Origin of the sequence: Streptomyces sp. W1SF4 (assembly GCF_003950035.1) — a bacterium.
Taxonomy (GTDB): domain Bacteria; phylum Actinomycetota; class Actinomycetes; order Streptomycetales; family Streptomycetaceae; genus Streptomyces; species Streptomyces racemochromogenes.
The window spans coordinates 5,231,991-5,256,961 of sequence record NZ_CP034350.1 but is presented as its reverse complement, the minus strand read 5'-3'; the positions used below and the strand labels follow the sequence as shown (position 1 = coordinate 5,256,961).

18 protein-coding genes are annotated in these 24,971 nt (G+C 72.8%); 5 read left to right on the top strand and 13 right to left on the bottom strand.

The genetic code is table 11. The features are described from left to right. Positions 1-28: 28 nt before the first annotated feature. From D1J60_RS24650 to D1J60_RS24640, 3 genes are all read right to left on the bottom strand, one after another. Positions 29-1,492, bottom strand: a complete 1,464-nt coding sequence (locus D1J60_RS24650; RefSeq protein WP_125822557.1) for a M23 family metallopeptidase — start codon at positions 1,490-1,492, stop codon at positions 29-31. 50 nt (positions 1,493-1,542) lie between these two features. Beyond that, entirely contained in the window at positions 1,543-2,838 is a 1,296-nt protein-coding gene (locus D1J60_RS38700; protein WP_277607511.1) for a transglycosylase family protein, read from the bottom strand. 236 nt (positions 2,839-3,074) lie between these two features. Next, complete coding sequence (locus D1J60_RS24640) at positions 3,075-4,550, bottom strand: hypothetical protein (protein WP_125824173.1); 1,476 nt, start codon at positions 4,548-4,550, stop codon at positions 3,075-3,077. A gap of 132 nt (positions 4,551-4,682) precedes the next feature. On the opposite strand from D1J60_RS24640, the gene D1J60_RS24635 reads away from it, so the two are divergent. Beyond that, the gene (locus D1J60_RS24635) at positions 4,683-5,222 is read left to right on the top strand and encodes a WcaF family extracellular polysaccharide biosynthesis acetyltransferase (protein WP_125822556.1); all 540 of its coding nucleotides are present in this window, start codon (positions 4,683-4,685) and stop codon (positions 5,220-5,222) included. Continuing rightward, positions 5,219-6,337: a glycosyltransferase gene (locus tag D1J60_RS24630; protein WP_125822555.1), complete on the top strand. Its 1,119-nt coding sequence runs from the start codon at positions 5,219-5,221 to the stop codon at positions 6,335-6,337. The genes D1J60_RS24635 and D1J60_RS24630 overlap by 4 nt, the downstream gene beginning before the upstream one ends. Positions 6,338-6,339: 2 nt before the next feature. Here D1J60_RS24630 and D1J60_RS24625 read toward each other — a convergent pair whose 3' ends face one another. The 5 genes from D1J60_RS24625 to gmd form a co-directional block, all read right to left on the bottom strand. Beyond that, a complete protein-coding gene (locus D1J60_RS24625; protein WP_125822554.1) occupies positions 6,340-7,074 on the bottom strand; it encodes a hypothetical protein in 735 nt (244 codons plus the stop codon). 184 nt (positions 7,075-7,258) lie between these two features. After that, entirely contained in the window at positions 7,259-7,477 is a 219-nt protein-coding gene (locus D1J60_RS24620) for a DUF6458 family protein (RefSeq protein ID WP_125603385.1), read from the bottom strand. Between the two features lie 70 nt (positions 7,478-7,547). Continuing rightward, the gene (locus tag D1J60_RS24615; protein ID WP_241253387.1) at positions 7,548-8,240 is read right to left on the bottom strand and encodes a hypothetical protein; all 693 of its coding nucleotides are present in this window, start codon (positions 8,238-8,240) and stop codon (positions 7,548-7,550) included. Between the two features lie 75 nt (positions 8,241-8,315). Continuing rightward, a complete protein-coding gene (locus D1J60_RS24610; protein WP_241253386.1) occupies positions 8,316-11,090 on the bottom strand; it encodes a LamG-like jellyroll fold domain-containing protein in 2,775 nt (924 codons plus the stop codon). Positions 11,091-11,379: 289 nt separating this feature from the next. Then, the gene (gene gmd, locus D1J60_RS24605; protein WP_125822553.1) at positions 11,380-12,393 is read right to left on the bottom strand and encodes a GDP-mannose 4,6-dehydratase; all 1,014 of its coding nucleotides are present in this window, start codon (positions 12,391-12,393) and stop codon (positions 11,380-11,382) included. A 439-nt stretch (positions 12,394-12,832) separates the two neighbouring features. On the opposite strand from gmd, the gene D1J60_RS24600 reads away from it, so the two are divergent. Then, positions 12,833-13,777: a GDP-L-fucose synthase gene (locus D1J60_RS24600; protein WP_125822552.1), complete on the top strand. Its 945-nt coding sequence runs from the start codon at positions 12,833-12,835 to the stop codon at positions 13,775-13,777. Between the two features lie 17 nt (positions 13,778-13,794). On the opposite strand, the gene D1J60_RS24595 is transcribed toward D1J60_RS24600, so the two are convergent. Beyond that, positions 13,795-15,282 (bottom strand): sugar transferase, encoded by a 1,488-nt coding sequence (locus D1J60_RS24595; RefSeq protein ID WP_206436565.1) that lies wholly within the window; start codon positions 15,280-15,282, stop codon positions 13,795-13,797. 382 nt (positions 15,283-15,664) lie between these two features. On the opposite strand from D1J60_RS24595, the gene D1J60_RS24590 reads away from it, so the two are divergent. After that, a complete protein-coding gene (locus D1J60_RS24590; protein ID WP_125602902.1) occupies positions 15,665-17,938 on the top strand; it encodes a M4 family metallopeptidase in 2,274 nt (757 codons plus the stop codon). A 105-nt stretch (positions 17,939-18,043) separates the two neighbouring features. On the opposite strand, the gene D1J60_RS24585 is transcribed toward D1J60_RS24590, so the two are convergent. Then, the gene (locus tag D1J60_RS24585) at positions 18,044-18,529 is read right to left on the bottom strand and encodes a hypothetical protein (protein WP_125822550.1); all 486 of its coding nucleotides are present in this window, start codon (positions 18,527-18,529) and stop codon (positions 18,044-18,046) included. Between the two features lie 202 nt (positions 18,530-18,731). After that, positions 18,732-20,261: an MFS transporter gene (locus D1J60_RS24580; RefSeq protein WP_125822549.1), complete on the bottom strand. Its 1,530-nt coding sequence runs from the start codon at positions 20,259-20,261 to the stop codon at positions 18,732-18,734. A 142-nt stretch (positions 20,262-20,403) separates the two neighbouring features. Here D1J60_RS24580 and D1J60_RS24575 point away from each other — a divergent pair, with 142 nt between their 5' ends. Next, entirely contained in the window at positions 20,404-21,405 is a 1,002-nt protein-coding gene (locus D1J60_RS24575) for an Lrp/AsnC family transcriptional regulator (protein WP_164720962.1), read from the top strand. Between the two features lie 28 nt (positions 21,406-21,433). Here D1J60_RS24575 and glgP read toward each other — a convergent pair whose 3' ends face one another. Together glgP and D1J60_RS24565 are read right to left on the bottom strand one after the other, a co-directional pair. Next, positions 21,434-24,070, bottom strand: coding sequence for an alpha-glucan family phosphorylase (gene glgP / locus D1J60_RS24570; RefSeq protein WP_125822548.1), 2,637 nt, complete (start codon positions 24,068-24,070; stop codon positions 21,434-21,436). 229 nt (positions 24,071-24,299) lie between these two features. After that, positions 24,300-24,899 carry a GNAT family N-acetyltransferase gene (locus D1J60_RS24565; protein WP_125822547.1) on the bottom strand — a complete coding sequence of 200 codons (600 nt, stop codon included), beginning with the start codon at positions 24,897-24,899 and terminating at the stop codon, positions 24,300-24,302. Between the last annotated feature and the right edge of the window lie 72 nt (positions 24,900-24,971).

Here is a 24,971-nt window from a genome sequence, read left to right as displayed (position 1 = left end):
TCGTCCCGGGCCCGCGGTGTGCCGTGCGTCAGTTGTAGGTGCCGGTGATCGAGACGCCGGTGCGGGTGCCGGGGACGCCCGTCAGGTCGACCGGGGCGGCCGGGGACCAGGTGCCGTTGACGGCGCGGATCGTGTGCAGGACCCGCCCGTCGGTGGTCACGAAGGCCGCCTGGAGCTCGTTGTTCACCTGCGCCGCCGCCACGTCCGTGACCGTGACGCCCGAAGGGACCACCGCCGACAGGTCGTTCAGGACCCACTGGCCGCTCGCGAGGCGCGCCCCGTGGTAGCGCTTCGCGCCGCCCTCGGTCGTCACCACCAACTGGAGGTCACCCCCGGTACCGGCCACCGCCACCTCGTCGATGCCGCTCACCCCGGTCTCTGCGGAGGCGTTGCCCCAGTTCGTCCACGTGCCGTCGGCGTGCCGGACCGTGTGGAAGAGGCTGCCGCCGGAAACGGCCACCACCTGGGTGTCGGTGCCGGTCTGGGAGACGGCGACCTTGGTCACCGGCGCCCCGCCCGGGTTGCCGACCGCGCCGAACGGCGCCCACGTCCCGTTGGCCCGGCGGACCGTGTGGTAGACCTTCCCGTCCGCCACCACCACGACCTGCACCTCGGTCCCCGAGGAGACCGCCGCCACGTGCGTGATGTTGGTCAGCTGGCCGGCCTGGCCGGCCACGTCGCCGAAGTCGGACCAGGAGCGGTCGGCGAAGCGGATGGAGTGGTAGAGCTTGCCCTCGTTGGTCACGGCGAGGACGTGCGTGTCGCCGTTGATGCCCGCCTCGGCGGTGGTGCGTACCCCGCCGGGAACCTCGCCCGTGACGCCCTGGACGTCGCCGAAGCCGGTCCAGGTCCGGTCGGCGTTGCGGACGGCGTGGTAGATGCCGCCGCCGGACTCGACCGCGACCTGCGCCCGCCACTGGCCGGTCGGGGCCGGCGGGGTCGTCGTGTCAGCGCAGTTGCGGCTGGTCAGCGTCGAGCCCATCTGGAAGGGGTCGCCGTCGAAGACGGACTGCTTGACGGTGCCGTTGTAGCGCTGCTCGTAGTGCAGGTGGGCGCCGGAGGAGTTGCCGGTGTTGCCGACGATGCCGATCTTCTGGCCGCGTACGACGCGGGTTCCCGCGCTGACGTCGTAGCCGTTGAGGTGGGCGTACAGGGTGGTCGAGCCGTTGCCGTGGTCGATGACCACGTACTTGCCGTAACTGCGGTACGAGCCGTCGGGGTTGGTGAGGGTGGTGGCGGTGCTGACGACGCCGTCGGCGCTGGCGAGCACGGGCTGGTTGGCGGTGGTGCTGCCGTGCGTCCAGTCGATGGACTGCATCGACGGGCTGTGGCCGCTGTACGTCTTGCCCAGCCAGGCCTGGTTGCAGCTGAAGGGCATCTGGTAGTCGGGCCCCGCGGCGTACGAGGGGGAGGCGGCGAAGGCGACCAGGCCGGAGGCGGCGAGGGCGATGCCGGTGGCGGAGGTCAGCGCACGACGGGTGAAGGTGGACATGACGGGGCTCCTGGGTTCTGTCGGGGGGTGTCGGGGGTGTCGTGCGCCGGTCAGTTGAAGGTGGCGGTGATGGACACGCCGGTGTGGGTGCCGCCGACGCCGGTCAGGTCCACGGGTGCGACGCCCGTCCAGGTCCCCGTGGTGTGGCGGATCGTGTGCAGGACGCGGCCGTCGGTGGTGACGAAGGCGGCCTGGAGTTCGTTGTCGACGGCGGCGGCCGCGACGTCCGTGACGGTGACGCCGGCCGGGACGACGGCGGAGAGGTCGTTCAGGACCCACTGGCCGCTCGCGAGGCGGGCGCCGTGGTAGCGCTTCGCGCCGCCCTCGGTCGTCACCACCAGCTGGAGGTCGCCGCCCGTACCGGCCACCGCCACCTCGTCGATGCCGCTCACCCCGGTCTCTGCGGAGGCGTTGCCCCAGCTCGTCCACGTGCCGTCGGCGTGCCGCACCGTGTGGAAGAGGCTGCCGCCGGAAACGGCCACCACCTGCGTGTCGGTGCCGGTCTGGGACAGCGCCACCTTCGTCACCGGCGCCCCGCCCGGGTTGCCGACCGCGCCAAACGGCGCCCACGTCCCGTTGGCCCGGCGGACCGTGTGGTAGACCTTCCCGTCCGCCACCACCACGACCTGCACCTCGGTCCCCGAGGAAACCGCCGCCACCTGCGTGATGTTGGTCAGGGCGCCCGCGACCGCGTGGACGTCCCCGAAGGTTCCCCAGGTGCGGTCGGCGTTGCGGATGGTGTGGTAGAGCCTGCCCTCGTTGCTCACGGCCAGGACGTGCGTGTCGCCGTTGATGCCCGCCTCGGCCGTGGTGCGCACCCCGCCCGGGACGCCGGTCGCCTGGCTGTCGACGTTCCCGAAGCGGGTCCATGTGCCGTTGTCGAAGCGGGTGGCGTGGTAGATCCCGTTGCCGGAGCCGATCAGCACCTGCGCCTTCCAGGACTGTGCGGGGGCCGGCGGGGTCGGGGCGTCCGGGTACGGGTCGGCGTGGTCGCTGCCGAGTCCGGCGAGGCGGCCGCAGGTCGGCCACGCGCCCGGGCCCTGGCCGGCGAGGACCTTCTCGCCTATCAGGATCTGCTGCTTCTTGGTGGCCTGGTGGGCGTAGGCCGCGTACGCCGTGCCCCCGTAGGCCCGCCAGGTCGACGCCGAGAACTGCAGGCCGCCGTAGTAGCCGTTGCCGGTGTTGATGCTCCAGTTGCCGGAGCTCTCGCACTCGGCGACCTTGTCCCAGGTGGCCACGCTGGCGGCCGAGGCCGGGACCGCGCCCAGGGCCAGGAGGAGGGACGAGCTGACGGCAGCGGTGGCGGTGACCGAAGCGAGCGTGGCGAGTCGACGGCGAGCAGACATGACAATCCCCCATATTTCGGACGCGGATGGGCCAGGTGTGCGCAATCGCGCGAACCTGTGGTGACGTGGCGTTCCAGGTGTGCGCCCCTCGGCGCCGGCCCGGTTTCCCCCCGGCGCCTCACTGCCGCGCCGTTGAGAGGATCATGTCTTCCGGGCCCGGGGGTGTTCCAGGGGTTCGGGGTGGCACGGAGGTGCCTGGCCCCATGCGGCCAGGCCGGCCGCGGACGTACGGCGCGTCAGCGCAGGGTGGCGGCCTTGTCCCGGCGGTACGTGGCCACGAGCGCGAGGCACAGCCCGGCGATGGCGACCCGGCCGGAGGCCTGGAGCAGCGGGCCGCGCAGCAGGATGAAGGAGTACCCGGCGACCAGCGGGACCACCACGGAGATCAGGCTGCCCGGGGCGGAGCGGCGCGTGGCCCGCTGCGCGTAGCGGCGGTCGACGCGCGCGGCCGCGTACCCGATGCCCAGCATTCCGGCGCCCATGCCCAGCGGGCCGAAGTCCAGCCAGAGTTCGGCCCAGACCGGGGAGGAGAGGTTGGTGTTGACCGTGCCCATCCACTGGCCGACCATCACGCCCGTGTCGCGCGGCTTGCCCGGCCACACCGAGCGGGGCACCGCGAAGAAGACGGAGCCGGCGAGCTGGCGTCCGTAGAAGTGGCCGGGGCCGGAGCCGGAGAAGGTGATGGTGTTGGCGAACATGCCGATCTGGTCGTAGTCCTTGAGCGCCATCGGCTCCAGGAACGAGGTCGTCTCGACGGGCTTGTAGTTCTTCTCGTCGTAGCGGAAGCGGTCCGCGAAGGGGAAGACGAGGAGGGCGACGACGACGGCCATCGACAGTGCCACCCGGTACATGGCGGCGCTCACCGGGAAGACGGTGAACAGCAGCGCGAACAGGACGGTCAGGAACCAGTAGCGCGGGTTCGAGACGGGGTTGTTGACGATCAGGTTCAGCACCGCCAGCGCCGCCCAGGTGGCGATGACCGACACCTTGCGGCGGGCGAACCTCGAAGTGATCAGCCACCGGGTGTACAGGAGCAGCGCGAGCAGCGCGGGCACCGTGCCGAAGCCGCGCAGCAGGGCCTGCCCGGCCTGGCCGTCGCCGTTGGAGACGCCGGCCTCCTGGATGCCGGCGATGATCTCCTGGCGGCTGGAGAAGAAGACCGCCGGGCCGCCGAGTTTGACGACGAAGGCCGCGCTGCCGAGGAAGGCGAGGGCGGCCAGCAGCTGGAGCCTGCGCCGGTGGGCCATGACCGGCCGGGGTTCCTTCGGGGAGCCGCCCGCGCGGCCGGCGGGCCGGTGGCGGGCGAGCAGCACGCCGACGTCGAAGGCGGTGCAGCCCAGCAGCACCAGCCCGATGGCGAGGGTGAGGTCGGAGCGGGGGCCGACGACGGGGGTGGGGACCCGGCCGAGGACGGCCTGGGCGAGCGGGGCCACGCCCATCGCCATGTAGACGAAGAGCCAGAAGGAGCCCTGGAGCAGTTTGCGGCGGCTCGTCAGGACCATCGCGGAGAGCCGGGCGCCCGCGTACATGGTGAGCAGCAGCTGGAGCCAGTAGGCGGCGTCGTGCTGGCCGTCGCCGGGCTGGGCGGCGACGAAGAGGGGGAAGAAGACGGTGAAGCCGAGGGCGAGCGGAACGGACAGGGCCCGCGAGAGGAGGGTGCGGGGGGTGGTGACCCTCCCCCACTGGGACTCGTCCTCGACGGGTCTCGGCACCGGCTCCACGGCGGGCTCGCGTATGTCCGTGGCCACTGTTGCCCCCACCCCCGTACGTGATCAGCGCGCAGTCTAGTCTGGGCGTTCGGCGCGCGGGGAGGCGCGCCCGGGGCGGACGACGAGGGGCTTCTGTTGCGCGATCTTCCTGCCTTCACGCTGGCCGGATACGACAAGGGGCGCGGGTTCCTGACGCAGGCTCTGTGGTTCACCGTGATGAACACCCTGTTCGGGGCGTGGTTCTGCCCGGCCCGGTTGCGGGTGGCACTGCTGCGGGCCTTCGGCGCGAAGATCGGCGAGGGGGTGCTGATCCGGCACAGGGTGCGCGTGCTGTGGCCGTGGAAGCTGGAGGTCGGCGACCACACGTGGATCGGCGAGGGCGCGTGGCTGCTCAACCTGGAGCCGGTGACGATCGGTTCGCACGTGTGCCTGTCGCAGGAGTCGATGCTGTGCACGGGCTCGCACGACCACCGGGCCGCCGACTTCCGCTACCGCAACGCCCCGATCACCGTCGAGGACGGCGCGTGGGTGGCCGTACGGGCGACCGTGCTGGCGGGCGTGACCGTGGGCCGCTGCGCGGTGGCCGGCGCGGGCTCGGTGGTCCACCGGGACCTGCCCGAACTGACCCTGCAGACCCAGGACGGCCGCCGCCGCCCGGTGGAGGAGCCGAAGTGAAGGTCCTGCACGCCGTCACCCTGCACTCCCCCTCGCACGCCTTCGGCGGACCGGTGCGGGTGGCGCTGAACCTGGCGAAGGGCCTGCGGGCGCGCGGCCACGAGGCGCGGCTCCTGGCCCTCGGCGAGGGCTTCGACCCGTGGCCGACGTCGGTGGAGGGGGTCCCGGCGAAGCTGTTCCCGGCCCGGCGCCTGCTCCCGCTCGGCTTCAGCGGGATGACCTCGCCGGCCCTGCTGGCCTCGGCGTCCCGCCTGGTGCGGGAGGCGGACGTGGTCCACGTCCACCTGGCCCGGGACCTGGTCACCCTGCCCGTCGCCCTGGCGGCCCTGCGGGCGGGCAAGCCGCTCGTCCTCCAGACCCACGGCATGGTCGACCCGAGCGGGAGGCTCCTCGCGAAGCTCCTGGACGCGGTGGCCGTACGCCGGCTGCTGCGCGGCGCGGACGCGGTGCTGTACCTGACCCCGCACGAGCGGGCGGGCCTGGACGCGGTGGTGGGCTCCCCGCCGCTCGCGCAGGCGGTCCGCCTGGTCAACGGCACCCCGTCCCAGGAGGAGCGGCCGCCCCTTTCCGGCCCGCCCCGCATCCTCTACTCGGCCCGTCTCCAGGCCCGCAAGCGCCCGGTGGACTTCGTGGACGCCGCCCCGGCGGTGCTGGCGGCTCACCCGGACACGGAGTTCGTGGTGGCCGGCCCGGACGAGGGCGAGCTGGCGGCGGTCCGGGCCCGGATCGCGGAGCTGGGCCTCACCGGCCGCTTCACGGTCACCGGCGCCCTGTCCGCCGCCGAGGTCCTCACCGAGCTCCGCCGCGCGCACGTCTACGTACTGCCCTCGGTGGACGAGCCGTTCCCCATGTCGGTCCTGGAGGCCCTCGCGGTGGGCGTCCCACCGGTGGTCACCCACTCCAACGGCCTCGCCCGCGACATTGCGGCGGCCGGCGCGGGCCGGGCGGTGGAGCCGGGCCCGCAGGGCGTGGCGGAGGCGGTCCTGGACCTCCTGGACCCCGCCGCCAACGCCGCCGCCTCCACGGCAGCCCGCGAACTGGCGGCGAGCTCCTTCGCGATGGACTCCGTACTGGACACCCTGCTGGGCGTGTACGAGGGGGCCGTCCGGCGCTGAGGTCAGGCCTTGCCCTGGAGGGACGCCGTCAGCTGCTTCGCCAGCTTCGTGCCGCCCGCGAGGCCGCTGTCCTTCGCGCTGCTGGCCAGGACGGTCACCACCGAGGTGCCGACGCGGGCGGCCACCAGGGTGGTGCCGCCCTGCCAGGCGGTGCTGGTCTGGGTGATGGCCCAGGCGCCGTCGCCCACCCCCGGCAGGGGCTTCTCGGTGACCGTCACCTTGGCGTGGGTGTCGCCGTCCGTGTAGCTGGGGCAGGCCATGGCGATCTTGCCCAGCGCGTCGAGCACGGTCGTGGCGGTCGTACCGCGGTAGACGTCGATCTCCTGGGCGAACTCCTCGGAGGAGTTCTTGTCCACGTACGCGTTCTGCGCGAAGGAGACCCCGGTGATGCCCGTGATCTCCGTCCAGGAGGTCGCGCCGAGCTTGGTGCAGTCGGGCGTGGGTACGTCGGCGGTGGCCGGCTCCTGGTAGGTGTTGCCGGTGTCGCGGGAGAGTTCGGGGTCGACGGCGAAGCCGCTCCTGAAGAAGGACGCGGGTGCGAGCGCCGCCTTGAGCTGGGTGCCGGTCAGCAGGCCCTTGTTGGGGTCGGCGGAGGGTGCCGCGGCCTTGGGGGCGGCGGCCGGCGCGGCCTTCGGCGCGGCCGCGGGGGCCTTCGTGCCGGGGAAGGAACAGGCGGTCAGCGCCAGCGGGAGTGCCGCGACGGTGAGCAGCCTCGCGGCGGTGGATATCTGACGCACGGTGTGACTCGACCTCGATGTTTCGCATGCAAGACGGCGCACCGGATCGCCCGGTGCGCCGGAATGGGACTCGCGCATCCCATCGGGTCTCCCCCGGCACGGCAAGGGCCCAGCACAGGCTTTGCCAGAGAATGGCAAACGTTTACCGGAATGCTCCCGTCCGCACCTGGAACCTGCTAGGCCCTCAGATCCCGTCCCGGTGGTGGTGCTCCTCCACCACCGGGAGGGCGGCCATGCGGCGGCGCTTGAGGACGCTCGCGTAGACGGCGAGGCCTATGCCACCCGCCACCATCATGATCAGACCGACGAGGTCGAGGTCAACGCTCTCCATCTCCCAGTCGCTCGCGAAGGTGAGGACGGCCCCCACCACGATCAGGGTGATGCAACCACCGATGCCTCGCACGGGAATCCCCTCCGCTGTGTCGTGTGACCGCGCGGATACCCGGAAGGGGGCGGCACAAACGCGGCCGGGTCTACGCCGGCAGCCAGGCGTAGCAGCCCGTCGACGTGAACCGGTCGGTGCCGTCGGGGACGGTGGCCGTGATCCTGTCGCCCGCCTTGGGCGGGGTCTCGGGGCCGGAGGCGATGACGGAGCCGTCCTTGGACCTGGCCTCCCAGGTGCACGCGCCGCTCTGGGTGGCGGCCCGGTAGGTGCCCGGGGCCGGGGTGGAGCGGGGGCCGTCGGGGAAGCCCTTGCGTGCCGCGTCCAGGACCGGCTTCTGCTCCGGGCACAGGAAGGTGATCGCGTCCGCGGCGCCGGTGACCTCGCCGGCGACGATGGACGCGGCCGCCGCGTCCTTGTCCCGCTTGGCCGTGCGCTCCACCCGCTGGCAGGTCTCCTGCCCGGTCTGCAGGACGGCGGCCGGGTCCGTCTTCTCGGGGACGCGGCCGCTCAGGTACTTCTTCTCGTTCTCCTTGAAGCTGCCCGTCTTCGGGGTGAGCCTCGCGTCCGGCAGCACCGGCCCCGTCGGCTTCGCGTCCGGTGACGCGGCGGGGGTGGGCGCCGCCACGGCGTCCGCCGGGTCGGGCGCCGGGGACGCGGCCGGGGGCTTCGGCGTGGTGGCGGCCCGGGCGGTGCCGGCCTCGGCGCCGTCCGGGGAACCGCAGCCGGTCAGCGTCAGGGCGGCGGCGAGCAGGACGGCGGCCGCCGCGGGGCGTCGGTACATCAGGTGGCTCCCGTACGTGGGGAGGAGTGCGGGGCCCGGCACTCGGCGTGCCGGGCCCCGCATTCCGTCGGGCGGTTACTTCTGGCCGAAGGTGAGGACCAGCTGCGGAGCGGCGTCCGCGGCGGTCGACTCCGAGGACCAGATCCACAGCGGGTCGGTGCCCGCGCTGGTCAGGCCGAGGCTGTGGCTGCCGCCCAGCAGGGCGGAGACCGCGGCCGTGTCCAGTTCGACGTTCTGGACGGCCGAGCCGTCCGGCACGCCCGCGATGCTGCCGAGCGGGGTGGTGCCGAGGGCGGGCTTGGTGGTGTACGTCGTGGCGTCACCGCTCCAGGTGCCGGTGACCGGGACCACGGAGACCGTGTCGGCGGTGCCGGCGCCGGTCTGCGTGGAGGTCTTGAACTGGAGGGAGGCGGCCTTCAGGACCTGTCCGGCCGGGGCGGCCGGGAGGGTGAAGCGCAGGTACGACTCGTACGCCGAGGTGCCGCGCACCGCGAGCGAGGACGAGGCGCCGTAGACGGTGCCCGGGGCGCCCTGGTTGACGTAGGTGTCCTCGGACGCGACGACCTTGGAGACCGTGTCGGCCGGCGCCTTGGCCAGGTCGAAGTGGGCCTTGACCTGGGCCTGGGTGAGCGCCGTCGGGTAGACGGCGGTCTCGTCGATCTGCCCGGCGAAGAAGTTGCTCGTCGGACGGTTCGGCCAGCTGGTGAGGCTGTCGCCGCCGACGTGCCAGAAGCCGGCGTAGGGGGTGGAGTTGGTGGCGCTGTTGGTGCCCTTGTTCTGGCCGTCCACGTACAGGGTCATGCCGCCGGGGCCCTGCGTGCCGACGACGTGGTGCCACTTGTTGTCGTTGTACGTCTCGAAGAGGCCGGTGGTGATGGTGCGGGCGGTGCCGTTGTAGACACCGAAGGCGAGGCGGCCGGTGTTGGTCATGTACAGCTGCTTGTCGAACGTGCTGCTGCTGTTGGCCGTGTTGTTGCCGAAGCCGATGAGCTTGCCGCCGCGGGTGGTGTTGGTCTTGAACCACGTCTCGACGGTGAAGGAGGCGCCGACGCTCTGCCGGTGGTCGCTGTACACCTGCTGGCTGCTGCCGTTGAAGCCCATCGCCGTGCTGCTGCCGGTGACGGCGCCGGGGCTCTGGCGCAGGGCCGGGGCGCCCACCTGGACGCCGCCGGTGTTGCCGCCGTCGGAGGAGTCCGCGACGTACGGGCTGACGGTGTCGTCGTAGCGCCAGTACAGGTTGGCGCCGTCGGCGCGGACCCGGTCCGGGTAGGCCGCCGTGGTGGCCGGGACGGTGACGGAGGCGTTCGCCGACAGGGCGCTGGTGTTGCCCGCCCCGTCGGTGGCGGTCACCCGGTAGGAGTAGGACTGGCCGGCCTTGACGGTGGTGTCGTTCCACGAGGCCTGCGGCCGCTCGAACTCCAGGGAGTCCGCGGTCACGGTGGCGATCGGGGTCGCCGAGCCGTTGCGGTAGATCCGGTACGTCAGCCTGCTGTCGTCCTGGTCGTAGCTGGTGCGCCAGCGCACCTGCGCCTCGCCCGGCCTGACGCTGGCGGCGCTGGCGAGGGGGGTGGTCGGAGCGCCGACGTCACCGGTGTTGGCGAAGCGGGTCAGGCCCTGCTGGGGCTGGCCGTTGATGACGGTGAACTCGCCGCCCGCCCACAGGTACTTGACGCCGTTCTTCTCGGCGACGGACATGACGCGCGGGCCGATGCCCTCGCCGATGCCGTCGTTGGCGGTGGGGTGCCAGCCGAGCTTGCGCGGGCCGCGCACGAAGCCGTCCACGGGCGCGGGGGCGGCGCCGGTGTGGTCGGTGGGCTGGGCGAGGAAGAAGTTCCTCTTGCCGTCGGGGAACTCCAGCTCGGTGGAGCAGTCGTGCGCGTGCGAGGAGCTGTAGAGCACGCCGTCGTAAGGCAGCACGTACTGGGTCGCGCCGAGGCAGCGGTCGCGCCACTTCTCGCTGAAGTCCGTGCTCAGGCCCATGCGGCCGTCGAAGACGCCGCCGCCGGACCCCTCGTTGGCGGTGTAGTAGCCCGTGGCGTCGGCCGAGATGTGCTTGACGACCGAGTTGGAGGGGATGGTCGAGTACGTCTTGGCGACCGCGCCCGTGGTGGCGCTGACGACCGCGAGGGCGTGCGTGTTGGTGCCGTTCACGGTGAAGAAGTCCCCGCCGAGCAGGACGTTCTTGCCGTCGTTGCTGACCTTGACGGCCCGGCCGGGCTCGTCCGCGTTGGCGGTCCAGGGCTTGAGGGCGCCGGAGGCGGCGTCGACCGCGGCGAACCGCTCGCGGATCTGGCCCTCGACGGTGCCGAAGTCGCCCGCGACGTACAGGGTGTCGTCGCTGACGTCGAGCGCGCGCACGGTGGCGGGCACGCCGGGGTGGAAGGCGGCCTTGGGGGCGCAGGTCTCGATGTCGATCGCGGCCAGGCTGGAGACCGGGGTTCCGTTGACGGCGCCGAAGTAGCCGCCCGCGTACAGGGTCTTCTTGTCCTTGGAGACGGCCAGCGCCCGTACGGTCGCGGTGCCGTCGCCGACGGTGAAGGCCAGCTTGCAGGAGGTGGGGTTGCCCGTCGAGGCGTCCAGCGCCACGAAGTTGACCGCTTCCTGCTCGGCGCCGCCGACCGCGTCGGGCGGGCGGACCGCCGAGAAGGTGCCGCCGGCGAAGACGGTGCCGTTCGCCTGTTCCATGGCGAAGACGACGCCGTTCGGCTGCCAGGTGGGCAGCTCGTCGGCGGTGAACGCCACCGGCGGTGTGATGGCGGCCGCCTCGGGCGTCAGCACCAGGGCGAGGCCCGTGCCGGCACCGGCCAGTGACAGTGCGAGGGCAGCACTGAGCCCTCTGGATCTACGCATGAGCCCCCCAGGGCCGTTGGCCCGGCTTGATGGCTGGAAGTATCCGAAAAGCCGCAGGGACTGGGGCAGACCAGAACCCCGTGCGGCGGGTGCGCACCCCGGCCACAAAGTTGACCGGGACACGGCAAATCGTAGGCGAAGCCGGAGCCTGGGCCGTGTCTTTCTGATCTTGCCGGTCAAGCCCGCGTCTCCCCCAGCTACCGCTGGGAGGGGCCCCAGGTGCCGGACGACGCGGGTCTGGGGGTACCTCCCAGCGGTAGCTGGGGGAGCAAGATCCGCAAGACACGGCCTAGCGGTCGATCCGGACGGTGGCTCCTGCCAGTTGGTCCTCGACCTGGCGGACATCGGCGTCCACCATGATCTGCGCCAGCTCCGGCGCCAGGACCGTCGGCTTCCAGCCAAGGATCTCCCGCGCCTTGGAGGCGTCACCGATGAGGGCGTCGACCTCGCTGGGACGCTCGTACTTGGGGTCGTAGCGGACGTGGTCGGTCCAGTCGAGGCCCGCGCGGGTGAAGGAGGACTCCACGAAGTCCCTTACGGTGGCGGCGACTCCGGTGGCGACCACGTAGTCCGACGGCTCGTCCTGCTGGAGCATGCGCCACATCGCGTCGACGTACTCGGGGGCGTAGCCCCAGTCGCGGACGGCGTCGAGGTTGCCGAGGTAGAGGTGGTCCTGGAGGCCGGCCTTGATGCGGGCGACGGCGCGGGTGATCTTCCGGGTCACGAAGGTCTCGCCGCGGCGGGGCGACTCGTGGTTGAAGAGGATCCCGTTGACGGCGAACATGCCGTACGCCTCGCGGTAGTTGACCGTTGTCCAGTACGCGAAGACCTTGGCCCCGCCGTACGGGCTGCGCGGGTGGAAGGGGGTGTCCTCGTTCTGCGGCGGCGGGGTGGAGCCGTACATCTCGGAGGACGACGCCTGGTAGATCCGGGTGTCGACGCCACTGGCCCGGATGGCCTCCAGCAGCCGCAGCGCGCCGAGTCCGGTCACGTCGCCCGTGTAGAGGGGGGCGTCGAAGGAGACGCGGACGTGGGACTGGGCGCCGAGGTTGTAGACCTCGTCGGGACGTATGTCGCGCAGCAGGTTCACCAGGGCGACGCCGTCGGAGAGGTCGGCGTGGTGCAGGACGAAGGAACGATTCGCCGTCTGCGGGTCCTGGTAAATGTGGTCGATCCGCTCCGTGTTGAAGCTGGAGGACCGCCGCACGAGGCCGTGCACCGTGTAGCCCTTGGAGAGCAGGAGCTCTGCGAGGTACGAGCCGTCCTGTCCGGTGACGCCGGTGATCAGTGCGGTCTTTCCCATGTGGTGTCCCCCTGGGGTCCGTTGCTGTGCTGAGGTGCTCCGGCCTCTGGTCCGGCCGGCCTCTTCGTTTGCGCCCCCGGCCCCGCCCGCAAGGCCCCCCGACGGCCCTGCGGCATTCCGGCAGGCAGCGGGCCGAGCCCGCACGTCCCTGGTCCGGGACTGGATGCGTACCGTACACGCCCACTCCACATGAACCAGCCCCGCGGCCCAACCCGGACCGCCGCCCAACCCCTCCCGCAGGCCCAACCCGGACCGCCGCCCAACCCCTCCCGCAGGCCCAACCCGGCCCCGCCGGCGTTTGAGGCGCGGGGGTCCGGGGGCGGAGCCCCCGGCAACGGCGCGGCGGCCGAACGACGGCCCCAGGGCGGCAACCCGAGGCCCCGGACGCGCAGCCCGGCCCCACGAAATCCGCGGCCAGCGGACTGGCATCATCGGCGGTATGACAAGCACCCCGCCCCTCCTCCCCCCGCACGCCCGCGTCTTCGTCGCCGGACACCGCGGCCTCGTGGGGTCCGCGGTCGCGCGCCGCCTCACCGCCGACGGCCACGAGGTGCTCACGCGCGGCCGCGCCGACCTCGACCTGCGCGACGCCGCGGCGACGGAGGCGTACCTGCGCGACGTCCGCCCGGACGCGGTGGTGCTGGCCGCCGCGAAGGTCGGCGGGATCATGGCGAACAGCACGTACCCCGTGCAGTTCCTGGAGGACAACCTCAGGATCCAGCTCAGCGTCATCGCGGGCGCGCACGCGGCCGGCGTGGGCCGCCTGCTGTTCCTCGGCTCCTCCTGCATCTACCCGAAGCTGGCCCCGCAGCCGATCACCGAGGACGCCCTGCTGACGGGCCCCCTGGAGCCCACCAACGAGGCCTACGCCCTCGCGAAGATCGCCGGGATCGTGCAGGTCCAGTCGTACCGCAAGCAGTACGGGGCCTCGTTCGTCTCGGCCATGCCCACGAACCTCTACGGCCCGGGCGACAACTTCGACCTCCAGTCCTCGCACGTGCTGCCGGCGCTGATCCGCCGCTTCCACGAGGCGGCCGCTGAGGGGCGCGAGGAGGTCGTCCTCTGGGGCAGCGGCACCCCGCGCCGGGAGTTCCTGCACGTGGACGACCTGGCGGCCGCCTGCGCGGTGCTGCTGGAACGCTACGACGGCGACGAGCCCGTCAACATCGGCTGCGGCGAGGACCTCACCATCAGGGAGCTGGCCGAGACGGTCGCCGAGGTCACCGGCTTCCGGGGCCGGCTGGCCTGGGACACCTCCAAGCCGGACGGGACCCCGCGCAAGCTGCTCGACGTGTCCCGTCTGGCCTCGCTGGGCTGGAAGCCGGGCATCGCGCTGCGGGACGGGATCGACGCCACCTACCGCTGGTGGCTCGACCAGGACTGACGTCACCGCACGTCCCCTCAGTACGCTCCGCGGCCGTCGACCACGGCGCGGAGCGTACGGCCCATCACGTCGACATCGCTGGTGAAGGACCAGTTGTCCACGTACTGCAGGTCGAGCTGAATCGTTTCGTCCCAGGACAGGTCCGACCGCCCGCTGATCTGCCACAGGCCGGTCATCCCGGGCCGCACGGTGAGCCGGCGCAGCTCGACCTCGTCGTACTCCGCCACCTCCTCGGGCAGCGGCGGGCGGGGGCCGACCAGCGACATGCTGCCCGTCAGCACGTTGACCAGCTGGGGCAGTTCGTCGAGGGAGGTGCGGCGCAGCAGCCGGCCCACCCGGGTCACCCGGGGGTCGCGGCGCATCTTGAACATCGGGCCGTCGTTCTCGTTGGCCCCGGCCAGCCCGGCCTTGAGCCGGTCGGCGTCCGTCACCATCGTGCGGAACTTCCACATGACGAAGGGCACCCCGTCCCGGCCGACGCGGCGCTGGCTGTAGAAGGCGGGCCCCTTCGAGCCGAGGCGGATGGCCAGGACGAGCGCGAGGAACAGCGGCGACAGCAGCAGCAGCCCGACGGCCGCCCCCACCCGGTCGAGCACGGCCTTGAGCAGGGGCTGCACCCCCCGCCGTACGGGCGGCGCGACCCGCAGGACGGCGAGCCCGCCCGCCGACAGGGTCTCCAGCCGCTTGACGGACACCTCCACCAGGCCCGGGAAGACGGCCAGTTCGAGGCCCTCGTCGTGCAGGGCCCAGGCCACCCGCCGCAGCCGCTCCCCCGCGAACCGCGCCCCGGGCGCCACCAGCACCAGCTCGGCGTGGTGGCGCCGGACGGCGCGCAGCACGGCGGACGCGTCCCGGTTCGGCGCCTTGGGCATCGAGGCGTCCAGCCTGGCCGCGACGGGGATGCCGCCGGAGAGGGGGCCCCCGCCGACCGGGACGAGGCCGACGGCGACGTACGGGTGGTCGGTGCGCGTGGCGAGGTGCGCGATGACGTGCTCGGCGGCGGCGGGCTCGCCGACCACCAGCACCCGGCTGACGGCCTGCGCCTCACGGCGGGCCGCGGACAGGTGGCGGTACGTCAGTTTGCGGCAGGCGACGGTGACGAGGAGTGCGGGCAGCAGGGCGCCGAGGGCTGCGAGGCGGGGGGTCTCCTCCGCGGTCACCACGCGGACCACGGCCAGGACGCCGATCAGAATCAGCCAGTCGTGCAGTACGGGGAGCACTCCGCGGGACTCTCCGAGCACCCGGTCCGCGTACCGCCGGCGCAGCGCCTGCACTCCGGTCCAGGCGAGGGCCGCGCCGAGGGCGCAGTGCAGGGGTCTGGCCTGCCCGGCGGCGTCGAAGACCAGGCCGACGGGCACGGCGGCGCCGACGAGGTCGGCCGTGACGGCCACGGGCAGGTACCACCGTGCCTTGTCCCCGAGCCGCCGCGGCGGGGCCGCCGCCGGCCCCTGGGGCCCGGCCGCCCCGGAGGCCTCTCTTTGCTCAGGAAAACGGACATGCCTCATGGTCCCCCCTGGCACGTGGTCTGTTTCGGTGCCTCCTGTCCACTGCTTCCCCTGACAGCGAACACGTGGAGCACCGGGAAACAGTACGACAAACACCCGTACGGTAAATGCCGTTCGGGTTAACGGGACCCCTTGTTGCCCAAGTGTTAACAGCCGGTAGCAACCGTTCCGGCCGTCGGCGGTTCCCCTCCCACACAAAGGTGAATGGTTCGGATACCGGATACGTATCTTCGGACAACGAACTGTTTCCGGCCAACCTTTTGATGTGGCCCTGACATCGGGGCAAACAGCTGGCACTCTTCGATCCGTTCATCGCACCAGCCCTGATCTGCCCGGAGGCCCACCCAGCCATCCGGAACCCCCCTTGCAGAAGGAGTCTGCGTTGAGTCCCACCCCCCAGCGGCGTGCCACTGCGGCCGGCGCCCTCATAGCCGCGGCCGCCCTGATCGCCGTAGGCATGCAGGCCGGTACCGCCACCGCCGCCGCCGACGCCAACGCGTCGCAGGCCCGCACCGCTGCCCAGCCCAACCCGGGCGCGGCGGCCGCCAAACTCAGCGCTTCGGAGCGTGCGACGCTCCTGGCCGAGGCCAACTCGACCACCGCCCAGGCCGCCAAGGCGCTCGGCCTCGGTGGCGGCGAGAAGCTGGTCGTCCGCGATGTGGTCAAGGACGCGGACGGCACCACGCACACCACGTACGAGCGGACCTACGACGGTCTGCCCGTGCTCGGCGGTGACCTCACCGTCCACGCCAAGGACGGCGTCACCAAGAGCGTGACCAAGGCGACCCAGCACGAGATCAAGGTCTCGGACACGAACGCCACCGTCACCCCGTCCGCCGCCGAGGGCCAGGCCGTTTCGGCTGCGAACGCCGAGGGCTCCAAGCAGACCAAGGCCGACAAGGGCGCCCGCAAGGTGATCTGGGCGGCCGAAGGCGTCCCGGTCCTCGCCTTCGAGACCGTCGTCGGCGGCCTCCAGGACGACGGCACCCCGAGCCAGCTGCACGTGATCACCAACGCCAAGACCGGCGCGAAGATCACCCAGTGGCAGGGCGTCCAGACCGGCACCGGCAACACGCAGTACAGCGGTCAGGTCACCCTCGGCACCTCGCAGTCGGGCAGCAACTGGACGCTCACCGACGCCGGCCGCGGCAGCCACAAGACCTACAACCTGAACCGGGGCACCTCCGGCACCGGCACCCTGTTCTCCGGCCCGGACGACATCTGGGGCAACGGTCTCGCCTCCAACGCGGAGACCGCCGGCGCGGACGCCCACTACGGCGCCCAGGTCACGTGGGACTACTACAAGAACGTCCACGGCCGCAACGGCCTGCGCAACGACGGCGTGGCCCCCTACACCCGGGTCCACTACGGCAACGCGTACGTCAACGCCTTCTGGGACGACTCCTGCTTCTGCATGACCTACGGCGACGGCGAGGGCAACAACAAGCCGCTCACCTCGACCGACGTGGCCGCGCACGAGATGACCCACGGCCTCACCTCGGTCACCGGCAACATGACCTACAGCGGTGAGTCCGGCGGTCTGAACGAGGCCACCTCCGACATCATGGCGGCGGCGGTCGAGTTCTACGCCAACAACCCCCAGGACGTCGGCGACTACCTGGTCGGCGAGAAGATCGACATCAACGGCAACGGCACCCCGCTGCGCTACATGGACAAGCCGAGCAAGGACGGCGGCTCCAAGGACGCGTGGTACTCGGGCATCGGCGGCATCGACGTCCACTACTCCTCGGGTCCGGCGAACCACTGGTTCTACCTGGCCTCCGAGGGCTCCGGCGCGAAGGTCATCAACGGCGTGAGCTACGACTCGCCGACCTCCGACGGCCTGCCCGTCACCGCGATCGGCCGTGACGCCGCCGCGAAGATCTGGTTCCGCGCGCTGACGGTGGGCTACTTCAAGTCCAACACCAACTACGCCGACGCCCGCGTCCAGACGCTGAAGGCCGCCGCCGACCTGTACGGCCAGGGTTCGGCCACGTACAACAACGTCGCCAACGCCTGGGCCGCCATCAACGTCGGCCCGCGCATCAACGACGGCGTGACGGTCACCGCGATCGCCAACCAGACCACCCAGATCAACACCGCGGTGAGCCTCCAGGTCCAGGCGACCAGCACCAACCCGGGCGCCCTGACCTACTCGGCCACCGGCCTGCCGGCCGGCCTGTCGATCAACTCCTCGACCGGTCTGATCTCCGGTACGGCGACCACCGCGGGCACGTCCAACGTGACCGTCACGGTGACCGACTCCGCGTCCAAGACGGGCACGGCGTCCTTCACCTGGACCGTCGGCACCGCGCAGCAGAACGTGTTCGAGAACACGAACGACTACGCGATCGCCGACAACGCGACCGTCGAGTCCCCGATCACGGTGACCCGCACCGGCAACGCGCCGAGCACCCTCAAGGTGGACGTCAACATCGTCCACACCTACATCGGTGACCTGAAGGTCGACCTGGTCGCGCCCGACGGCTCCGTCTACAACCTGCACAACCGTTCCGGCGGCAGTGCGGACAACATCGTCAAGAGCTACACGGTGAACGCCTCCTCCGAGGTCGCCCAGGGCGTCTGGAAGCTCCGGGTCAACGACAACGCGAGCCTGGACACCGGCAAGATCGACAGCTGGAAGCTCACCTTCTGACCCCCTCGGGGCAGGAAGTGAACCACCGCTGAAGCGCTGAAACCACGGGGCCGCCCGGGAGGAAACCTCCCCGGGCGGCCCTGTCCCATGCGGCGGGACGGTTGGTCAGCCGATCGAACGGAAGACGTCGTTCATGAAGTCGCCGGGGGTCATCGAGCGGCCCTGGCCGGGGCGGACCATGCTGCGGTCGTCGTCGTCCCAGTCGTCGTCGCCGTCGTGGCGGCCGTGGTGGTGCTCGTCCGGCTTGAGGAAGACCGAGCGGGCGTTCAGGTCGCGCGCGTGCTCGCCCGGGCGCAGCACCTCCTGGGCCTCGCCGCCGCAGCTGTCACCCCGGAAGACGAGGACCAGCGCGTCCGTGTCGTTCTGCACCGCGAAGGCGGGATGGTTGCGGCTGGTGCCCGTCAGCCGGTAGCAGGTGTCGAGGTCGGCCGGCTCGATCGTCCTGCGGCGCACGTCCCCGTCGTCGTCCGTGAAGCGGTAGTGGATCTCGCCGAGGTCGTGGCGGTCATGGGCCAGGGACTGGCCGGCGGCCGGGAGGACCAGCGCGAAGGAGGCGAGGAGCGCGGCCGCGGCGGTGGAGCGAAGACGCATGTGAGGGTCCATTCCTGGGGGCATGGGGGGCTCGGGGGGCGTGGGGACCGGGTCCGGTGGACGTCCGCGGGCAGCCTAGGAGCGGACCGCCCGCCGACGGCCCCGCCATGCACAGTGCGTTCGAAGGTTCACCCTCCCGGGGAGCCCCCCGGAACAGCCCGGCGCCCGTACGGCGGTAAGGCCGTACGGGCGCCGGGGCGGCTCAGGCGGAGGTCCGCCCGGACGCGGGAGCGGCGGCCGGAGCACCCGCCGGAGCACCACCCTGCGCCGGGACCGGGGTCCCGGCCGCGGCCGGGCGCCGGACCAGCAGCGCCACCGCCAGCGCGCCCGCCAGGCCCATCGCCCCCGAGACCAGGAAGGTGTCCCGCAGCCCGCTCGCGAAGGCCGCGTCGACCCACTCCCGCGCCCCCGGCGCCGCCAGCAGCCGCCCCGCCCCGCCGGAGGCCAGGGCGTCGGCGAGCTCCCGGGGCCGCCCGCCGAGCCCGTCCGCCAGCCCGGCGTGGAACACCGCGCCCAGCACCGCGATCCCCAGCGCGGTGCCCAGCTGCCGCGCGGTGTTCAGCACGCCGCCGGCCATGCCCGCCCGGGCCGGGGCCACCGCCCCCATCGCGGTGGCCGCCAGCGCCGGGGTCGCCATGCCCACCCCGACACCGCTGACCAGCAGCCCGGGAGCCAGCGCGGTCCAGCCGTCGCCCGCGTCCAGCATCCACGCCTGGAGCAGCGCGCCGGCCCCGATCAGCAGCAGCCCGCCGCCGATGGTCAGCCGGGGCGACGCCCCGTGCAGCAGCCGCCCGGCCAGCGCCGCGACGACGAAGCCGGCGAGGCTCATCGGCAGCAGCACCAGGCCGCCGCCCACCGGGCTCATCCCCTCGGCGGACTGCAGCCAGAGGGAGACGTACATCAGGTACGAGAACGCCGCGCCGGACAGCAGCAGTCCGGCGGCCATCACCGCCACGAAGACCGGGCTGCGGAAGAGCGACAGGTCCAGCATCGGGCGCGCGCCGCGCAGTTCGACGAGGACGAAGGCGGCGAAGGCGGCCGCCGCGAGGCCGAACAGCCCGAGGGTGGCGGCCGAGGTCCAGCCGTTCTCCCCGACCCGGATCAGGGCGTACGTCAGGGCCGCGGCCCCGACGGTGAAGGTGGCCATGCCGGGCAGGTCGAGCCCCCGTGCACGCGGGTCGCGGGACTCGGCCACCGCCTTCAGGGTCACCCAGACGGCCAGCGCGCAGACGGGGAGGTTGATGAAGAAGATCCAGCGCCAGCCGAAGTGCTCGGTCAGCAGCCCGCCGATGACCGGGCCGGCGGCGGCCGCGGCACCGTTGACCGCACCCCACACTCCGAAGGCGACGCCCCGGTCGCGGCCCTGGTAGGCGGCACTGAGCAGGGCCATGGTGGTGGCGAACATGGCCGCGCCGCCGACGCCCTGCACGGCGCGGAAGGTGATCAGGGCGGCCGGACCGTCCGCGATCCCGCAGGCGAGGGAGGAGGCGGCGAACAGCACCAGTCCGCCGAGGTAGACGCGGCGGCGGCCGATCCGGTCGGCGAGCGAGCCCGCGCCGAGCAGCAGGGCGGCCAGGGCGAGGGCGTAGACGTCCATCACCCACTGGAGGCCGGCGAAGTCGGTGCGCATGTCGGCGGCCATGTCCGGGAGGGCGACGGTCACGATGGTGACGTCGACCAGGAGCATGAAGGCCCCGAGGCACACCGCCGTCAGCGGCAGCCACTTACGCATGGGGGGTCTCCTCGTGTCGGGGGGGGTGGGGCGGGGAGCGCCCCCGCCTGACATCACGCTCGCAGCGGCCGCCCCGGAACCCCACCCACAGACCTCTTCGTGCCGGATTTCCCTCATGGGCGGAGCCGTCATGATGGAAACCATGAATGACGAGCAGCTGGACGGTATCGACCGTTCCCTGATCCAGGCCCTGGTGATCGACGGCCGGGCCCCCTTCAGCCGGATCGCCGAGGTGCTGGACGTCTCCGACCAGACCGTCGTACGCCGCTACCGGCGGCTGCGGAGCGCCGGGCTGGTCCGCGTCGTCGGGCTGCCGGTGGGCAGCCGCGTCGGGCTGTTCGAGTCCTGGCTGCGGATCCAGTGCGCCCCCGACGCGGCGCTGCCGGTGGCCGAGGCGCTCGCCCGGCGCCCGGACATCGCCTGGGTGACCCTGAACTCCGGCGGCACGGAGATCCACTGCATGACCCGGGCCCGTACCCGCAGGGACCGCGACGCCCTGCTGCTGGACAAGCTGCCGCGCACCCGCCGGGTCACCGGGATCAGCGCCCACACCATCCTGCGCAAGTTCTTCGGCGGACCCGACGCGTGGGCGGGCGTCGACGAGCTGCGCCCCGACCAGATCGCGGCCCTCCACCGCCCCCGGGCCGAGCCCGGCCCGCAGCGGTACGTCCTCGACGCGGCGGAGTCGGCGCTGCTGGCGGTCCTGGGCCGGGACGGCCGCGCGGGGTATCCGGAGCTGGCGCGGGCCACCGGGCTGTCGGAGTCCACCGCCCGGCGGCGGCTGGAGCGGCTGCGGGACCTCGGGGCGCTCTTCTTCGACGTGGAGTTCGTGCCCGAACTGTTCGGCTACGAGGCGGAGGCGACGCTGGTGCTGACCGTGCCGCCGGCCCGGCTGGCGGAGGTGGGGAACGCGCTGGCCGACCACCGCGAGGTGCCCTTCGCGGCGGCCGTGACCGGGGCGGCCTCCCTGATGGCGGTGGTGGTGTGCCGGGACACCGACGCCCTCTACACCTACCTGACCGAGAAGATCGGCGCGGTGGACGGGGTGGGCCAGGTGGAGGTGATCCCGGCCCTGCGCAGCGTGAAGCGGGCCGGGATGCTGGTCGAGGACGGGCGGCTGGTGGATCCGCCGCCCGCCCCCTGAGGCCGCCCGGCCCCGCCCGCCGCCGCGGTCAGCGCAGCAGTACGCCGCCCGGCGCGTCGGTGTCCACCGGGGCCGCGACCAGACCCAGTTCGGCCGGGGTCGCCAGCAGCGGATGCGTCGGCAGGATCCGCACGGTGTAGCCGAAGGGCCCGGTCCGGTCGAGCGCGAGCGGGCCCTCGTACACCCAGCGCCCCTCCATGTCGGGCCCGGCGGCGGGCTTGAGCGGGAAGGCCCGCCCGTCCCGGATCACGTCCTGGGCGTCGACCCGCCCGGCGACGGCCTGCACCTCCACGTCCTCCGGCGCGAGGGCGTCCAGCGCGACCCGCACCCGCAGCGTGAGGGTGGCGCCCAGTTCGGCGGTGCCCCCGACGGGCGCGGCGGCGACGGCCTCCACGTGCTCGACGGCCACCCGCGGCCACGAGGCCCGGATCCTCCCCTTCCACCAGGCCAGCTCCTGCGCGGCGTCGGGGGTCAGGGCCCGGTGGGAGAGCGTGGCCGGGGCGTAGAGGCGTTCCACGTATTCCCGCACCATCCGCCCCGCGAGCACCTTCGGGCCCAGGGACACCAGGGTGCGCCGGACCATCTCGATCCACCGCACCGGCAGCCCGGCCCGCCCGTCCCGGTCGTAGAAGCGGGGAGCGACCCGCTCCTCGATCAGTTCGTAGAGGGCTCCGGCCTCCAGGTCGTCGCGGCGTTCCTCGTCCGTGCCGAGCCCGTCGGCGGTGGGGATGGCCCAGCCGAAGTCGGGCTCGAACCACTCGTCCCACCAGCCGTCCAGCACCGACAGGTTGAGGCAGCCGTTGAGGGCGGCCTTCATCCCGCTGGTGCCGCAGGCCTCCAGCGGGCGCAGCGGGTTGTTCAGCCAGACGTCGCAGCCCGGGTAGAGCTTCTGTGCCATGGCCATGCCGTAGTCGGGCAGGAACACGATGCGGTGGCGCACCCGCGGGTCGTCGGAGAAGCGGACCAGTTCCTGCACGAGCCGCTTGCCGCCGTCGTCGGCCGGGTGCGCCTTGCCGGCGACCACGATCTGCACCGGGCGGTCCGGGTGCAGCAGCAGCCGGCGCAGCCGCTCCGGGTCGCGCAGCATCAGCGTGAGCCGCTTGTACGAGGGCACGCGGCGGGCGAAGCCGATGGTCAGCACGTCCGGGTCGAGGACGCCGTCGACCCAGCCGAGTTCGGCGTCGGCGGCCCCGCGCTGCTTCCAGGAGGCGCGCAGCCGGTCGCGGACCTCCTGGACGAGCTGCTCGCGCAGGGTCCGGCGTACGTCCCACACGTCCTGGTCGGCGATCTGCGCGACGGCGTCCCAGCGGGCGGAGGCGCCCACGGCGAGGGCGTCCTCGGTGCGTCCGGCCCCGATCTGGCGGGCGCCGAGCCGCATGACCTCGGGGGCGACCCAGGTCGGGGCGTGGACGCCGTTGGTCACGGAGGTGATGGGCACGTCGGCGGGGTCGAAGCCCGGCCAGAGCCCGGCGAACATGCCCCGGCTGACCGCGCCGTGGAGGGTGGAGACCCCGTTGGCGCGCTGGGCGAGCCGCAGGCCCATCACGGCCATGTTGAAGACCCCGGGGTCGCCGCCGGGGTAGGACTCGGCGCCCAGTTCCAGGATCCGTTCGACGGGTACGCCGGGCAGTTCGCCGCCGTCGCCGAAGTGGCGGGCGACGAGCGAGCGCTCGAAGCGGTCGATGCCGGCGGGCACGGGGGTGTGGGTGGTGAACACGGTCCCGGCGCGCACGGCTTCGACGGCGGCGTCGAAGCCGAGGCCCTGCTCGACGTCCAGTTCCCTTATGCGTTCCAGTCCGAGGAAGCCGGCGTGTCCCTCGTTGGTGTGAAACACCTCGGGTTCGGCGTGGCCGGTGATCCGGCAGTACGTCCGCACGGCGCGGACGCCGCCGATGCCGAGCAGCATCTCCTGGAGGAGGCGGTGGTCGCTGCCGCCGCCGTAGAGCCGGTCGGTCACCTCGCGGGCGCCGGCGTCGTTGTCCTCGACGTCGGAGTCGAGCAGGAGCAGCGGCACCCGGCCGACGCGGGCCTGCCAGATGTGCGCGTGCAACGACCTCCCGCCGGGCAGGGTGAGCGCCACCCGGGCGGGGACGCCGTCCTCGTGGCGCAGGAGGGACAGGGGCAGCTCGTGGGGGTCGAGCACCGGGTAGTGCTCCTGCTGCCAGCCGTCGCGGGAGAGGGACTGGCGGAAGTAGCCGTGCCGGTAGAGCAGGCCGACGCCGATGACGGGGACGCCGAGGTCGCTGGCGGCCTTGAGGTGGTCCCCGGCGAGGATCCCGAGGCCGCCGGAGTACTGGGGCAGGGCGGCGGTGATGCCGAACTCGGGGGAGAAGTAGGCGATGGCGGCGGGGAAATCGGCGGCGTTCTCGGTGGTCTGGTACCACCTGCCGCCGTGGAGGTAGTCGTCGAGGTCGGCGGCGGTCACGGCCAGCCGGCGCAGGAACCGCCGGTCGGCGGCGAGTTCCTCCAGCCGGGAGGCCGGTACGGCGCCGAGCAGCCGGACGGGGTCGCCGCCGGCGGCCTGCCAGCCCTCGGGGTCGACGGATTGGAAGAGTTCGCGGGTTTCCGTATGCCAAGACCAGCGCAGGTTGCGCGCGAGGTCGGCGAGCGGCATGAGGGGTTCGGGGAGGACGGGGCGCACGGTGAATCGACGGATAGCCTTCACACGTTCCACCTTCGCAGGGGATGACGGATCGGAGCGACCGCACCACGCTGTGCACCCGCGCGTCGCATCCCGGAAGGCTAGCCGCGGAACCGCGCGGCGACCATGGCGCCTCCCGCACCGCGCCGTCCCGCGCCTTCGTGTCGCGTCCCGTCCCGCACCGTGGCGCCCGGTCCCGCCGCGCCCGGTCCCGCCCCGCCGCGCCGCGCCCGGTCCCGCCGCGCCCGGTCCGTCAGGCGTCCGTCGCGAGGCGGGCGTGCAGGTGCTCGTCGTGCCAGCCGTCGGCGTGCCGCAGGGCGCCGCGCATGGTGCCCTCCAGCGGGAAGCCAGCCTTCAGCGCGACGGCGCAGGACGCCGGGTTGGCCACCGAGTGGCAGATCCGCTGCCGGTGCAGGCCCGCTTCGCGAAAGCCCCAGCCGGCCACCGCGGCCACCCCCTGCGGCATGACGCCCCGCCCGCGCCCGGCCGGCAGCAGCCAGTACAGGAACTCCGCGGCCGCGCCCTCCGGGTCGAAGTCGGCGAGCCCGATCAGGCCGACGGCCGGGGCGGCCGGCTCCGCCGACACGGCCCAGACCGCCGCCGCCCGCTCTTCCCACCGCCGGTTCCAGCGGGCTATGCGGGCCGCCGCCGACTCCCGGGTCTCGGGCGCGGGCCGGTTCCAGTGCCGGATGTCGGGGTCCTCGTACGCGGTGACGAGCACGGGGGCGTCGGCTTCGCGCCAGGGCCGCAGCACCATCCCGCAGGGGAGGCCGAACACCGGCTGAGGGGCCCCGCCCCATGGGGCGGGAGGGGCTGTGGGGGCCTGCGTGACGAGGGTGTTTTCGCTGTCCATCGGTCCATCCTCACCGACTTGACGGAGCCTCGGCGGATGCGGGGCCGGGCCGAGCCGTTCCCCCTCCGCCCG